The organism is Roseomonas sp. CECT 9278 (genome assembly GCF_918698155.1).
Classification (GTDB): Bacteria; Pseudomonadota; Alphaproteobacteria; order Acetobacterales; family Acetobacteraceae; genus Neoroseomonas.
The window spans coordinates 1-13,225 of sequence record NZ_CAKKLX010000003.1 but is presented as its reverse complement, the minus strand read 5'-3'; the positions used below and the strand labels follow the sequence as shown (position 1 = coordinate 13,225).

13 protein-coding genes are annotated in these 13,225 nt (G+C 72.4%); 5 read left to right on the top strand and 8 right to left on the bottom strand.

Annotation, left to right across the window (positions count from 1 at the left end; genetic code table 11):
* Window positions 1-24 precede the first annotated feature (24 nt).
* The 6 genes from LQ222_RS02650 to trxB form a co-directional block, all read right to left on the bottom strand.
* The gene (locus LQ222_RS02650) at window positions 25-1,005 is read right to left on the bottom strand and encodes a tripartite tricarboxylate transporter substrate binding protein (protein WP_230164299.1); all 981 of its coding nucleotides are present in this window, start codon (window positions 1,003-1,005) and stop codon (window positions 25-27) included.
* 76 nt (window positions 1,006-1,081) lie between these two features.
* On the bottom strand, window positions 1,082-2,071 hold the full coding sequence (locus LQ222_RS02645) for a tripartite tricarboxylate transporter substrate binding protein (RefSeq protein ID WP_230164298.1): 990 nt from the start codon (window positions 2,069-2,071) through the stop codon (window positions 1,082-1,084).
* 305 nt (window positions 2,072-2,376) lie between these two features.
* Window positions 2,377-2,664 carry a chaperone modulator CbpM gene (locus LQ222_RS02640; protein WP_230164297.1) on the bottom strand — a complete coding sequence of 96 codons (288 nt, stop codon included), beginning with the start codon at window positions 2,662-2,664 and terminating at the stop codon, window positions 2,377-2,379.
* Window positions 2,661-3,716 (bottom strand): DnaJ C-terminal domain-containing protein, encoded by a 1,056-nt coding sequence (locus LQ222_RS02635; RefSeq protein WP_230164296.1) that lies wholly within the window; start codon window positions 3,714-3,716, stop codon window positions 2,661-2,663. Before LQ222_RS02635 ends, LQ222_RS02640 begins: the two co-directional genes overlap by 4 nt.
* Window positions 3,717-4,093: 377 nt before the next feature.
* Window positions 4,094-4,987: a LysR family transcriptional regulator gene (locus LQ222_RS02630; RefSeq protein ID WP_230164295.1), complete on the bottom strand. Its 894-nt coding sequence runs from the start codon at window positions 4,985-4,987 to the stop codon at window positions 4,094-4,096.
* Window positions 4,987-5,961 (bottom strand): thioredoxin-disulfide reductase, encoded by a 975-nt coding sequence (trxB, locus tag LQ222_RS02625; protein ID WP_230164294.1) that lies wholly within the window; start codon window positions 5,959-5,961, stop codon window positions 4,987-4,989. The genes LQ222_RS02630 and trxB overlap by 1 nt, the downstream gene beginning before the upstream one ends.
* A gap of 196 nt (window positions 5,962-6,157) precedes the next feature.
* Here trxB and LQ222_RS02620 point away from each other — a divergent pair, with 196 nt between their 5' ends.
* Complete coding sequence (locus LQ222_RS02620; protein WP_230164293.1) at window positions 6,158-6,637, top strand: Lrp/AsnC family transcriptional regulator; 480 nt, start codon at window positions 6,158-6,160, stop codon at window positions 6,635-6,637.
* A 119-nt stretch (window positions 6,638-6,756) separates the two neighbouring features.
* Here LQ222_RS02620 and LQ222_RS02615 read toward each other — a convergent pair whose 3' ends face one another.
* Window positions 6,757-7,833 carry a malate/lactate/ureidoglycolate dehydrogenase gene (locus LQ222_RS02615; protein ID WP_230164292.1) on the bottom strand — a complete coding sequence of 359 codons (1,077 nt, stop codon included), beginning with the start codon at window positions 7,831-7,833 and terminating at the stop codon, window positions 6,757-6,759.
* The gene (locus LQ222_RS02610; RefSeq protein ID WP_230164290.1) at window positions 7,830-8,804 is read right to left on the bottom strand and encodes a tripartite tricarboxylate transporter substrate binding protein; all 975 of its coding nucleotides are present in this window, start codon (window positions 8,802-8,804) and stop codon (window positions 7,830-7,832) included. Before LQ222_RS02610 ends, LQ222_RS02615 begins: the two co-directional genes overlap by 4 nt.
* A 127-nt stretch (window positions 8,805-8,931) precedes the next feature.
* On the opposite strand from LQ222_RS02610, the gene LQ222_RS02605 reads away from it, so the two are divergent.
* The 4 genes from LQ222_RS02605 to LQ222_RS02590 all read left to right on the top strand — a co-directional run.
* Entirely contained in the window at window positions 8,932-10,140 is a 1,209-nt protein-coding gene (locus tag LQ222_RS02605; RefSeq protein ID WP_230164289.1) for a patatin-like phospholipase family protein, read from the top strand.
* A complete protein-coding gene (locus LQ222_RS02600) occupies window positions 10,140-11,327 on the top strand; it encodes a patatin-like phospholipase family protein (protein ID WP_230164288.1) in 1,188 nt (395 codons plus the stop codon). Before LQ222_RS02605 ends, LQ222_RS02600 begins: the two co-directional genes overlap by 1 nt.
* A gap of 195 nt (window positions 11,328-11,522) precedes the next feature.
* Window positions 11,523-12,707 (top strand): patatin-like phospholipase family protein, encoded by a 1,185-nt coding sequence (locus tag LQ222_RS02595; protein WP_230164286.1) that lies wholly within the window; start codon window positions 11,523-11,525, stop codon window positions 12,705-12,707.
* A gap of 54 nt (window positions 12,708-12,761) precedes the next feature.
* Window positions 12,762-13,225, top strand: a 464-nt coding sequence (locus LQ222_RS02590; protein ID WP_230164284.1) for a glycosyl hydrolase 108 family protein, incomplete at its 3' end; no start/stop codon positions are given.

The following is a 13,225-nucleotide window of genomic DNA, read 5'->3' as shown; positions in this document are numbered from 1 at the left end:
AGCTTCGCCGTCGCCCGTCAGGCCTCAATCCACCCGCGCCCCCGACGCCCGGATGATCGGCGCCAACGCCGCCTCATTCGCCGCGCGATAGGCCGCGAAATCCTCTGGCGTCGTCCACCAGGGCGTCGCGCCGTTCTCGAGGAACCGCCGCTTCAGATCGTCGCTCTCCAGCGCCTGCTTCGTCAGCGCGTTCAGCCGCGCCACGATCGCCGGCGGCATCCCCGCCGGGCCCATCACGCCGCCCCAGGAATTGATCTCGAACCCCGGCAGGAATTCCGCCATCGTCGGGATCTCCGGCGCCACCGGGCTGCGCTGCGCGCCGGTCACCGCCAGTGCGCGCACCTTGCCATCCCGGTGCAGCGCCAGCCCCTGCGGGATGTTGTCGAAGATCATGTGCACGCGTCCGCCCTGGATATCGACATGCGCCGGCGCGGCGCCGCGATAGGGCACGTGCAGCATGTCGATGCCGGCCATGGTCTTGAACATCTCGCCCGAGATATGGACCGTGGTGCCCGACCCCGACGACGCATAGGCGAAGCGCCCCGGATTGGCGCGCAGCAGCGCGATCAACTCCGGCACCGATCGCGCGGGGACGTCGTTGTTCACCACCAGCAGGTTCGGCAACTGCCACAGCCCCGAGACGTAGGAGAAATCCCGCGTCGGGTTGAACGGCAGCCGGCTGTAGAGCGTCGGCCCGATGCCCAGCGGTGCGACCGAGGCCAGCCCGATCGTATTGCCGTCCGGCACCGCGCGCGCGATCGCCTCGGTGCCGATATTGCCGGCCGATCCCGCGCGGTTCTCGACCACGAATTGCTGGCCGGTGATCTCGCTCATCTTGATGCACCAAAGGCGCGACAGGATGTCGGTGCCCCCGCCCGGCGGGAACAGCCCGATGAAGCGGATGGAGTTGGCCGGCCAGGCGGGCTGCGCGACGGCGGGCGCCGCCAGCGGCGCGGCGGCGATGGCGAACAGGCTGCGGCGGCGCAGCGCGGCGATGGGGGTCATGCACGTCTCCCTGACGGCCTTGCTGGCCTTGCCGCCATGGGACAAGCGAAGCCCGCGCGCCGTCAAGCGCGGTGGTTCACTCCACCACGGCGCCGGAGGCCCGCACCAGCGGCGCGAAGCGTGCCTCATTGTCGCGGCGGAAATCCGCCAATTGCTCGGGCGTGGTCCACCAGGCGGTGGCGCCGCCTTCCTCGAAGCGGCGTTTCAGCTCCGGGCTTTCCAACGCCTGGCGACCGAGCGCGTTCATGCGCGCCACCATCGCCGTCGGGAGGCCCGCCGGGCCGCAGGCGCCACCCCAGGAATTGATCTCGTAGCCCGGCAGGAATTCCGTCATGGCCGGCACCTCGGGCAGCTGCGGGCTGCGCCCGGCGCCGGTCGCGGCCAGCGCGCGCACCTTGCCCTCGCGCGACAGGCGGCTGGCTTCGGGGAAGTTGCCGAAGACCATGTCGACGCGCCCGCCCATCAGGTCGATGTACGCCGGCCCGCCGCCGCGATAGGGCACGTGCAGGATGTTCACGCCGGCCATCTGCTTGAACATCTCGCCGGCGATGTGCAGCGTGGTGCCGGCGCCGGAACTCGCGAAGGTGTAGCGGCCGGGGTCGGCGCGGCACAGCGCGATCAGGTCGGTGATGTTGCGCACCGGCAGGTCCGGGCGGACCACCAGCAGGTTCGGCAACTGCCACAGCCCGCAGATCCAGGTGAAGTCGCGCGTCACGTCGAAGGCCAGGCGCTGGTACAGCGACGGCGCGATCGCCATGGACGAGACCGACGCCAGGCCGATGGTGGCGCCATCCGGCGCGGCGCGGGCGATCACCTCGGTGCCGACATTGCCGCCCGACCCGCCGCGATTGTCCACCACGAAGGACTGGCCGGTGATCTCGGCCATGCGCTGGCACCAGATGCGGCTGAGCGTGTCGGTCGAGCCGCCCGGCGGGAAGATGCAGACGTAGCGGACCGGCCCGGCGGGCCAGGCCGGTTGCGCGACCGCGGGGGCCGCCAGCGCGGCCGCGCCGGCTGCAAGGACGGCACGGCGCGTCGTCGCCACCTGGTGGCGGGGCTTGGTCATCGCTGTCCTCCCGATGCCCGGTCGCGCCGGGCTTGGGCAGCATGGCAGACGATGCGCCGCCGCGCCGTCAAGCATCCTGTCGCGGCATGTGTGGCGGGACGGCAGCCGCGGCCGTCACTGCTGGCGGCACGCCGCTCCGGAGGCGGCGCGCGAGCCGCGGCGTGGCGGCCGGGCGCACCGGGCAGGATGCTGGCCGGCGCGCCGGAGAAGATCCTGATCGGATGGCATTATCCGGCCGGGCGAGGATGCCCCGGAAACCAATGGCCCGGAGGTCTTGCCGCGAGGCAGGGCGCGCACAACCGGCCTTATGATCGGGCGGCGTCGTCCTCGGCCGCGGCGCCGAGCTGCCGCAGGCGCCGGCGCAGCGCATAGAGCTGGTCGAGCAGCGAGAGCACCACCGGCAAGGCTTCCTCGTTCACATCGAGGTCGTGGCGCAGTTCCAGGATCAGCCGCACGCGCTCGACATCGATCTCGTGGAAGCAGGGGGCGCCGGAGTCCGACTCGCACCGCACATGGCCGGCGGCGATCCAGCGTTGCAGGTCGTCGGTGCTGAGCCGCGCGAAGCGGGCACACAGGATGTCCACGGTGATCATGCCAGCCCCTCCAGCCCGGCGCGCGGATCGGCCGGGTGCTCCGGCGCCCAGTCGCGCAGGAAGGCCTCGAGCGCGGCATCCGGCGCGCCGACCATGACGCGCAGTGTCAGGAACAGGTCGCCCGCGGCGCGGTCGCCGTGCGCCGCCACGCCCTTGCCGCGCAGCCGCACCTGCCGCCCGGTGTCGCTGTGCGCCGGCAGGGTCACGCGCAGCGGGCCCGACGGCGTCGGCACCTCGACCGGCCCGCCGAGCACCGCTTCCTTCAGCGTCACCGGCAGGTCCATGCGCAGGTCGTTGCCGTCGCGGCGATACAGGGTGTGGTCCTGCACCCGCAATTCGATCAGCGCGTCGCCGGCCGGCCCGCCCTGCCAGCCGGCGCCGCCCTGCCCGCGCAGGCGCAGCACCTGGCCGGTCTCGACGCCAGGCGGGATCTTGACGCTGAGGGTGCGGCCATCGGGCAGCGTCAAGACCTCGGTCGCGCCGGCGACGGCGGACAGGAAGGGGACGTCGAGGCGGTAGGATTCGTCCTCGCCGCGCCGCGGGGCGGCCTGGGCGCGGCGGCGGGCTTCGAAGAACTCGGCGAAGATGTCGTCGGGAGTCGCGCCGGAGGCGCGCGGGTCGTTGTAGGCGCCGGAGGCGCGCGGGTCGTTGTAGGCGCCGGAGGCGCGCGGGTCGTTGTAGGTGCCGGAGGCGCGCGGGTCGTCGTGGGTGCCGGAGGCGCGCGGGTCGTCGTAGGTGGCGCCGGACCACGCACTGTCGCGCGGGCCATAGCGCGTGCCGGCCATGTCATCGGCGTAGCGCCGGTAGCCGCCGGCGGGGCGCTGCTCCTGGCCCTCGGCGTTGATCTCGCCGCGGTCGAAGCGAGCGCGCTTGTCGGGGTCCGAGAGCAGGTCGTTGGCGGCGGCGGCGGCCTTGAACTTCGCCTCGGCCTCGGGCTTGCCGGGGTTCAGGTCGGGGTGGTGCTGGCGCGCAAGCTTGCGATAGGCCTGCTTGATGGCCTCCGGCGTGGCGTCGCGCGGGACGCCCAGGACGTCGTAGGGATCGGCGGCCATGCCGGGCTCCTTCGCGGACGCGTCACCTGGCACCGGCGAAGCGCGGATGCCGCGCACCATGGTCGACGATCGAGGCGCGCGCGCCAAGACGCCGCCTGCGCCGATGTCCAGCCATACGGCACGGACCGGCGCAGGCGAACCTGCGGCGGGATGGGCGCGCCCCAAAAAGAAAGGCCCGGAACCCGCAAGCGGGACCGGGCCTAGTCAACAGGGAGGCTTCACGTCTGGGAGACGAGGGATCCGAAGACCCCTTCCGACCAAGTCGCCGGATGACAAGGAGGATAGGTGCAGATGCAGCATGCGTGATTCCCGATATGCACCAATCGGCCATGCATTCCACGCATGGCGAATCACACAGCCCTGTGATCCGCGTCATCTCACGCCGCGCTGGTCGCCAATTCGGCCACCAGGAAGTCGCGGAACACCGAGACCCGCTTCGAATGGCGCATCTCCTCGGGGTAGACGAAGAACGCGTCGATGCGCGGCGCCTTCACCTCGGGCAGCACCTGCACCAGCCCGTCCAGCTGGTCGCCGATGTAGTCCGGCAGCGCCGCCAGGCCGAGCCCGCTGCGCACCGCCTCCAGCATGCCGGGCAGGGAGTTGATCTCGATCGCGGCGCGGCGCGGCGCGCCGGTGCGCCGCCCGGCCTCGGCCAGCCAGTTCACGTTCTCGATCGGCGGGCGGTAGTCGCCATAGACGATCAGGCGATGGGCATCGAGGTCCTCGGCCCGCTGCGGAATGCCGGTGGCCTTGAGGTAGCCCGGCGACCCGCAGACCTTCCAGCCGAAGGTCGCGATATGCCGCTGGATCAGGTCGGGCTGCCGCGGCGGGTGCATGCGGATCGCCACGTCGGCCTCCCGCATCGCGAGGTCGAGGTCGGAATCATCCAGCAGCAGCGTCACGCTGATCTCGGGATGCAGGTCGAGCATCCGGCGCAGCCGCGGCGCCAGCCAGGAACTGCCGAAGCCGGTGGTGGTGGTGACCTTGAGCCGCCCGGCGGGGCGTTCGCGGCTTTCTGTCAGCAGCGCCTCGGTCATCGCCAGCTTGGCAAACACCTCGCGCACGGTGCGGTTCAGCGTCTCGCCCTGCTCGGTCAGGATCAGGCCGCGCGCGTGGCGGTGGAACAGTGGGACGGTGAGCGCTTCCTCGAGCGCCTGGATCTGGCGCGACACGGCGGATTGGCTGAGGTTCAGCGTCTCGCCGGCATGCGTGAAGGACCCGGCTTCCGCGACCGCGTGGAAGACGCGCAGCTTGTCCCAGTCGATCGGCATCAGGCGGCGACCTGCTCGGTCTCGGCATCGGCGGCGGCGAGGAACTTTTCGCCCTCCAGCGCCGCCATGCAGCCGGTGCCCGCGGCCGTCACCGCCTGGCGATACACGCGGTCCTGCACGTCCCCGGCGGCAAACACGCCGGGCACCGAGGTGCGCGTGGTGCCGGGCACGGTGCGGATATAGCCGTCCGCGTCCATGTCGAGCTGGCCGGCGAACAGGGCGGTGGCGGGCGCATGGCCGATCGCGACGAACACGCCATCCACCTTCAGTTCGCTGCGCTCGCCGGTGCGCGCATGGCGCAGCGCGAGCCCGCGCGCCACCGGCACGCGGCCGCTGTCGTCCGCCAGCACGGATTCGGTGATGGTGTCCCACAGCACCGTCACGTTCGGCTTCGCGAACAGGCGCTGCTGCAGGATCTTCTCGCTGCGCAGGCTGTCGCGGCGATGGATCAGCGTGACGTGGCGCGCCAGGTTGGACAGGTAGAGCGCCTCCTCGGTCGCGGAATTGCCGCCGCCGATCACCGCCACGTCCTTGCCGCGGTAGAAGAAGCCATCGCAGGTCGCGCAGGCCGAGACGCCGAAGCCGCCCAGTTCCTTCTCGCCCGGGATGCCGAGCCAGCGGGCCTGCGCGCCGGTGGCGATCACCACCGCATCGGCCTCGAAGGCATCGCCGGAATCGCCGGTGGCGCGGAAGGGGCGGTGCGACAGGTCGATGCCGGTGACGATGTCGTGGATCACCTTCGCGCCGACGTGTTCGGCCTGCTGCTGCATCTGTTCCATCAGCCAGGGGCCCTGGATGGCCTCGGCGAAGCCCGGGTAGTTCTCGACATCGGTGGTGATGGTCAGCTGCCCGCCGGGTTGCAGCCCCGCGACAACCAGCGGTTCGAGCCCCGCGCGCGCCGCATAGATCGCGGCGGTGTACCCGGCCGGGCCGGCGCCGATGATGAGCAGGCGGGTGCGGTGAGTCTCGGCCACAGGGCGGTTCCCGATTCTGTTGCGCTGCACCGGATATCGGCCAGCCCTGCGTATATCACAACCCGGTCGTGTCCCGGCCGGGCGTCTCGGCACGGTGGCGGGCGCCGACATCGCGCCGGGTGCCTTGATGCCGCCGCCCCGTGCAATGATATTGCGCCCGACGAAGCCCCCGAGCAACGAAACAAGCGATTCCCGAATGCCCCGCGAGCAGGACGATCCCGACCTCGACACCGTCGACCGCCACATCCTGTCCGAGCTGCAGGATGACGGCCGCATGACCAATGTCGAGCTGGCCCGGCGGGTGAACCTGTCGGCGCCGCCCTGCCTGCGCCGCGTGCGCCGGCTGGAGGAGGCCGGCATCATCCGCGGCTACCATGCCGACATTGACCCGGTGGCCCTGGGCTGGGAGGTGACCTTCTTCGCCCTGGTCGGGCTCGATTCCCAGAAGCAATCCGTGCTGGACGGCTTCGAGGCGCTGGCGACCTCCTGGCCCGAGGTGCGCGAATGCCACATGATCCGCGGCGGCGGGGATTTCCTGCTGCGCCTGGTGGCGCGCGACACCGCGCATGAGAACGAGCTGACCGGCCGCCTGACCGCCGCGCCGGACGTGATGCGGGTGATGACATTGCAGACCATCCGCACCGCGAAGGATGCGGCGGGCGTGCCGATCGGCTGACAGCGGCGCCCCAGGCGGGCCTGCCTTGTGCCGAGGCCGCGATTGCGGCCCGCCGGTCGGCCGGGGTCCGGGGGCGCGCGAAGGTCGATGCCGGCGGTCGACGGCGTCCGCCGCCGGCCTCAGCCCACCGCCGGCACGTCGTTGATGCCCAGCGACTGCGCCGCGCGCACCAGGTTGCCCCAGGTGGTGGGATCGACCGGGATGCCCTCGGCCAGCCGCTTCGCCTTGGTGATGCGTTCCTTCTCCCCGGCGACCAGCACCGGGTTCTCGGGATCGGCCGGCGGGCTCGCCTTCACATCCGCGATCACCGCCGCGAGTTCGCTGCGGAAGGCCGCGACATCCCCGAAGCGTGCCGGGTCCAGCACGAAGGCCAGCCAGGAATTGACGATGCCGCGGTCGCGCAGCTCCGGCCGCCAGGCGGTCGCACCCCCCAGCAGCGCGCCGGCCAGGATCTCGCAGACCAGCGCGAGGCCGTAGCCCTTGTGCGCGCCGAAGGACAGCAGCGCGCCGCGCGGGTTGTCCCGGTACAGCACGCCGGGGTCGGTGGTGGGCTGGCCGCGCGCATCGACCAGCGCGCCCTCGGGCACCGGCCGCCCGGCATTGAACGCCACCCGGCACTTGCCGAGCGCGATGGCGGATGTCGCGAAATCGAGCACCAGCGGCTGGCCCCCGGCTGCGCTGGGCGGGATGGCGACGCAGACCGGGTTGGTGGACAGCCTGCCATCCGACCCGCCGAAGGGTGCCACCGCCGGCGCCCCCGACACGCCATTGACGAAATGCACGGAGATCATCCCCGCCGCCGCCGCCTGTTCACCATAGGTGCCCACGCGTCCAATATGATGGACGTTGCGCAGCCCCATCACCGCATGGCCGTGCTCGCGCGCTGCGCCGATCGCCCAGTCCATGCAGGTCCGCCCGACCTGCTGGCCATAGCCCATCCGCCCGTCGAACAGCGCCAGCGAAGGGTCCTGGCGGATCACCTCGGGCGCCGCGTTGGGATGCAGCTTGCCGTCACGTACGTGGTCGACGTAGCGCGGCAGCAGCATGATGCCGTGGCTGTCATGGCCCTGGAGGTTGGCCTCCAGCAGATGGGCGGCGACCTGCTCGGCCTCGGCCGGCGCGCTGCCGGCGGCGGCGACGATCGCGCGCAGCATGTCGCGCAGCGCGGCCGCCTCGACGATGACCTCGCGGCTCATGATTCCTTCCACGGCCGCCGCTGCCACAGCCCGCGCAGCTGCGTCTCCAGCGCGGCGATGTCGTTGCGGAAGTCGGCACCGATCCGCGGCGCCAGCGGCAGGCCCAGGCGCTGCGCCTCCCGCACGAAGTCGGTGTCGGACAGGGCGGCGCGGAAGGCGCCCTCCAGCCGCTCGCGGATCTCCGCCGGCAGGTTCGGCGGGGCGACGATGCCGCGCGTGGCGCCGCTGATCAGGTCCTGGCCCTGTTCCTTGAACGTCGGCACGTCGGGCGTGCCGGACCAGCGCGTGGCGGCCGCCTGCCCCAGCGACCGGATCCGCCCGGCCTGCAGAAGCGCCAGGCTCTCGCTCATGTTGAAGGCGCCGACATCGAGATGCCCGCCGGCCAGCGCGGTGGACAGCGGCGCCATGCCGTTGAAGGGCACATGCGTCATGGCCGGGATGCCGGCCAGATCCTCGAGCGCGATGACCAGCAGGTGGTCGTCCGAGCCGATGCCGGTGCTGCCGTAGCTGATCTGCCCCGGGCGCGCCTTGCCCGCCGCCACCAGGTCCGCCAGCGAGCGGATCGGCGAATCCGCGCGCACGAACAGCCCGCCCGGATCGTCCACCACATTCGCGATGAAGGTGAATTCCATCGGACGGTAGCGCACCGTGCGCTCCATCGGATAGGTCACCATGGCCGGCACGCTGGTCGCGGCCAGCATGTAGCCATCCGGCGCCGCGGCAAACACCTGTTCCCAGCCGAGCTGCCCGCCGGCGCCGGCGCGGTTCACCACCACGAAGCGCGCGCCGGGCAGCTTCGCCTGCACCACCGGCAGCACCATCCGCGCCATGGTGTCCACGCCGCCGCCCGGCGGGTAGGGCACCACCACCTCGATCGGCCGGTCGGACGGCCAGGCGGCGTGCGCCAGGCGCGGCAGGCCGAGGGCACCGGCTGTGGCGATCGCGCCCAGCATGCGGCGGCGAATGGTCATGGCGTTCCTCCGGTGGTTGTCCTGTTCGCGCGAGAGTGACGGCAGAGCCCAATTCCTGCAAACATCGGCTCTGCCAGGGGGGCAGGTCGCCGCGGCCCTGCCCGTGCTGCTTCGGGGAAGACCATCGATGACGAGACTCACCGCGCGACGCAGGTCGCTGCTGGCTGCCGGCGCGGCCTCCATGCTCGGCCTTCCCGGCTGCGCCCTGCCGGTGCGCGGCCCCGCCGTGCCGCGCGGCCGGACGCTGGCCGCCCAGGTGCTGGGCCTGCCGAATGAACGCTTCGTGGTCACCAGCCCCGAGGGCCAGCGCGCGATCGAGGCCGAGTTCGACGCCGCCGCCGACCGCATGCGCCGCCGGCTCGGGCTGCGCCCCGGCCAGCCGCTGCCGCAGCTGAACCTGCTGTCGGTCTCGGGTGGCGGGGAGAACGGCGCCTTCGGCGCCGGCCTGCTGTGCGGCTGGTCGGAACTCGGCACGCGGCCCGAATTCAACCTGGTGACCGGCGTGAGCACCGGCGCGCTGACCGCGCCCTTCGCCTTTCTGGGGCGCGACTATGACCCCCAGCTGCGCGCGGTCTATACCGACCTCACGCTGGCCGACATCGCGGCCTCGCGCGGGCTGCTCCAGGCCGTGTTCCATGAATCCCTGGCCGATACCGCGCCGCTGTTCCGCACCATCTCGCGCTACCTGGACCAGCCGATGCTCGCCGCGATCGCCCGCGCGCATGAGGGCGGGCGGCTGCTGCTGATCGGGTCCACCAACCTCGATGCGCAGGTGCCGGTGATCTGGAACATCGGCGCCATCGCCGCCAGCGGGCATCCGCGCGCGCTCGACCTGGTGCGCCGCATCCTGCTGGCCTCGGCCGCGGTGCCGGGCGTGTTTGCGCCGGTGATGATCGACGTGACGGTGGATGGCGAGGCGCGGCAGGAGATGCACGTGGATGGCGGCGCCTTCGCGCAGGCCTTCCTGTACCCGCTCTCGGTCGGGCGCCGGCGGCGCGAGCGCCTGGTGCGTGGCGGCGCGGCACGCGACGTCGAGGCCTATGTCATCCGCAACGGCCGGCTCGACCCCGAATGGGCCACGGTGGAACGCCGCACGCTGGGCATCAGCGGGCGCGCCATCTCCACCATGATCGCCGCCAGCGGCTACAACGACGTGATCCGCATCTACAACGCCACCCAGCGCGACGATGTGGGCTTCAACCTGGCCTTCATCGGCAGCGACTTCGACATGCAACTGCCCGCGCCCTTCGACCAGGGCTTCATGCGCGCGCTGTTCCAGTACGGCTACGAACGTGGCCGCCGCGGCTACGACTGGGCGAAGCGGCCGCCGCTGTGATGCGCGCCACTGCCTCCCGCCGCGCCGTGCTGGCCGGCGCCCCGGCGCTGCTGGCCGGCTGCGCCCTGCCCGAACGCGGCCCGCCGGTGCCCCATGCCGATACGCGCGGCGCCACGGTGCTGGGCGTGCCGGACGAACGCTTCGTGCTGCCGCAGGACCTGCCGGCGATCGAGGCGGCCTTCCGCGAGGCCGGGCGCCGCCGCATGCGCCACCTGGGGCTCACGCATCCCTCGCAACTGCCGCGCTTCCAGCTGCTGGGCGTCTCCGGCGGTGGCGAGGACGGGGCCTTCGGGGCCGGGCTGCTGTGCGGCTGGACCGCGCATGGCACGCGCCCGGAATTCGAACTGGTGACCGGCGTGTCCACCGGCGCGCTGACCGCGCCCTTCGCCTATCTGGGCAGCGAATGGGATGGCGCGCTGCGCAGCGTCTATACCGAGATCACGCCGGGCGACGTGCTGCGGTCCCGCGGGCTGCTCGCCGCCATCTTCGACGATGCGCTGGCCGACAGCGCGCCGCTGTTCCGCACCATCTCCCGCTACCTCGATGAACGCATGCTCGCGGCGATCGCGCGCGGGCATGAATCGGGGCGGCTGCTGCTGATCGGGTCGACCAACCTGGATGCGCAGCTGCCGGTGATCTGGAATGTCGGCGCCATCGCCGCCAGCGGCGACCCGCGCGCGCTGAACCTGGTGCGGCGCATCCTGCTGGCCTCCGCGGCCATCCCCGGCGCCTTCCCGCCGGTGATGTTCGACGTGGCGGTGAACGGCGTGACCCACCAGGAGATGCATGTCGATGGCGGCGCCTTCAGCCAGGTCTTCCTGTATCCGCGCCAGGTGACCGAGCAACGGCGCGAAAGGCTGCGGCGCGGCCAGCCGGTGGTGCCGGCCAGCGCCTATGTCATCCGCAACGGGCGGCTCGATGCGCAATGGGCGGCGGTGGACCGGCGCGCCATGTCGATCGCCGGGCGGGCGATCTCCACCATGATCGCATCGTCGGGGTACAACGACGTGGTGCGGATCTGGAACACCACGCAGCGCGACGGGATCGACTACAACCTGGCCTTCATCCCGCGCGACTTCACTGCCACCTACAGCGAACCCTTCGAGCAGGCCTACATGCGCGCGCTGTTCGACTTCGGCTTCGAACGTGCGCGGCGCGGCTATGACTGGGCGAAGCAGCCGCCGTGAGGCGCGCTTGCGCGAACGCGCCGCGCGGCGCCGTGCGGCACGCCCACCGCCGTGGCGCAGGCGCGCGCGCCCTGCGCCGGGCGCTTGCCTGATGCGTGGCCGGAGGGGCGTGCCTGCCGGCGCGGCCCGTCTTCCCGCCGGCGCCGCCGCCCCCATATCCCGTCCGCGATGAACCCGACCCCGCCAGCGGCCGTCATGGCCCGGCGCGCCACGCTGGTCGGCGGCGCCGGCCTGCTGGCGGGCTGCGCCCTGCCCGAGCGCGCCGACCCGGTGCCGACCGACCGCATCCGCAACGCGCAGGTGCTGGGCCTGCCGAATGAACGCTTCTGCGTCACCGACCCCACCGACATCCCGCGCATCGTCGAGGAATTCAACCAGGCCGGCCGGCGCCAGCGTGCCGCCTTCGGCCTGGGTCCGCGCGACCGCCTGCCGGACGGCCACATCATCGCCTTCTCCGGCGGGGGCGAGAACGGGGCCTTCGGCGCCGGCCTGGCCTGCGGCTGGACCGAGGCCGGCACGCGGCCATCCTTCAACCTGGTGACCGGCATCAGCACCGGGGCGCTGACCGCGCCGCTGGTCTTCGCCGGGCCGCATCGCGATGCCCAGCTGCGCGCCGCCTATACCGAGATCACCGCGGCCGACGTGCTGGCCGAGCGCGGCCTGCTGGCGGCGCTGGTGGATGATGCGCTGGCCGACAGCGCGCCGCTGGCGCGCACCATCGCGCGCTTCTACGACGCATCGCTGATGGCCGAGGTCGCGCAGGGCTATGCGCGCGGGCGGCAGCTGGTGATCGCCACCACCAACCTCGATGCGCAGCGGCCGGTGGCGTGGAACCTGGGGGCCATCGCCGCCAGCGGGCATCCGCGCGCGCTGGACCTCTCGCGCCAGGTGCTGCTGGCCTCGGCCGCCGTGCCGGGGGTGTTTCCGCCGGTGATGATCGACGTCACGGTGGATGGCCTGCCCTATCAGGAAATGCACGTGGATGGCGGCACCTACGCGCAGGCCTACCTGTACCCGCCGGCGCTCGGCGCCAGCCGGGCGGAGCGCATCCGACAGGGCCTGACGCCGCCCGCGGTCACCGCCTATGTCGTGCGCAACGGGCGGCTGGCGCTGAGCGGCGGGCCGGTGCGCCGGCGCGTCCTGCCGATCGCATCGCGCGCCATCTCGACCCTGATCGGCGCCGCCGGCGTCAACGACGTGTTCCGCATCGAGGCGACCGCGCGCCAGCACGGCATCGCCTTCCGCCTGGCCTATATCGAGGACGACTTCACGGCGCAGGAGGTCGAGCCCTTCGGCCAGGACTATCTGCGCGCGCTGTTCGCCTATGGCTACGGCAAGGCGCGCGGCGGCAATCCCTGGAAGCCCGGCCTGCCGGGCTGAACGGCGCCCCGCCGCGCAAGCCTTCATTAACGGATGTGGCGGCAGGGTGGCGCCATGGCCTTCTCCTCATCCGATCGCTTCGCAGCCTGCAGCGCGACCGTCATGGCGGCGCGCGGCGGCTTCACGCCGCATGACGCGCTGGTCGATGGGCCGGCGGCGCATGGCATCGGGCTCGGGCTGCTCTCGGTCTGGGTGGGCGGGCCGGCGGATGCGCGGGACCTGCGTGCGCTGGGTCGCGACGGCGCGGCGCGGATCCTGCGCGCCATGGTCTGGTCGCCGCTGGGTGCGGCGCGGCTGGCGCCCGGGCCGGACCTGGTGCTGTTCGCCTACGCGGTCGAAGCCGGCACGATGCAGGCGCTGGTCGACCTGCAGGCGCATCTGGGCGTGGAGGAAAGCGGCGCACCCGATGCGGCGACGCTGGACGCGGCGCGGGCGCAGGACCCCGCCATGCTGGCCGCCGCCATCGCCGCCGCGCATGGCGCCTGGCGGCGCGCGCGCGGCCTGCCGCCGGCGGGCTC

Coding starts and splice junctions, on each gene's coding strand:
- LQ222_RS02635 (WP_230164296.1), bottom strand. CDS start 3,716: ATGGCCGCCGATCCCTACGACGTCCTGGGCGTCCCGCGCGACGCCACG.
- LQ222_RS02645 (WP_230164298.1), bottom strand. CDS start 2,071: ATGACCAAGCCCCGCCACCAGGTGGCGACGACGCGCCGTGCCGTCCTT.
- LQ222_RS02630 (WP_230164295.1), bottom strand. CDS start 4,987: ATGCCGATCGACTGGGACAAGCTGCGCGTCTTCCACGCGGTCGCGGAA.
- LQ222_RS02650 (WP_230164299.1), bottom strand. CDS start 1,005: ATGACCCCCATCGCCGCGCTGCGCCGCCGCAGCCTGTTCGCCATCGCC.
- LQ222_RS02640 (WP_230164297.1), bottom strand. CDS start 2,664: ATGATCACCGTGGACATCCTGTGTGCCCGCTTCGCGCGGCTCAGCACC.
- LQ222_RS02605 (WP_230164289.1), top strand. CDS start 8,932: ATGACGAGACTCACCGCGCGACGCAGGTCGCTGCTGGCTGCCGGCGCG.
- LQ222_RS02620 (WP_230164293.1), top strand. CDS start 6,158: ATGCCCCGCGAGCAGGACGATCCCGACCTCGACACCGTCGACCGCCAC.
- LQ222_RS02615 (WP_230164292.1), bottom strand. CDS start 7,833: ATGAGCCGCGAGGTCATCGTCGAGGCGGCCGCGCTGCGCGACATGCTG.
- LQ222_RS02595 (WP_230164286.1), top strand. CDS start 11,523: ATGGCCCGGCGCGCCACGCTGGTCGGCGGCGCCGGCCTGCTGGCGGGC.
- LQ222_RS02600 (WP_230164288.1), top strand. CDS start 10,140: ATGCGCGCCACTGCCTCCCGCCGCGCCGTGCTGGCCGGCGCCCCGGCG.
- LQ222_RS02610 (WP_230164290.1), bottom strand. CDS start 8,804: ATGACCATTCGCCGCCGCATGCTGGGCGCGATCGCCACAGCCGGTGCC.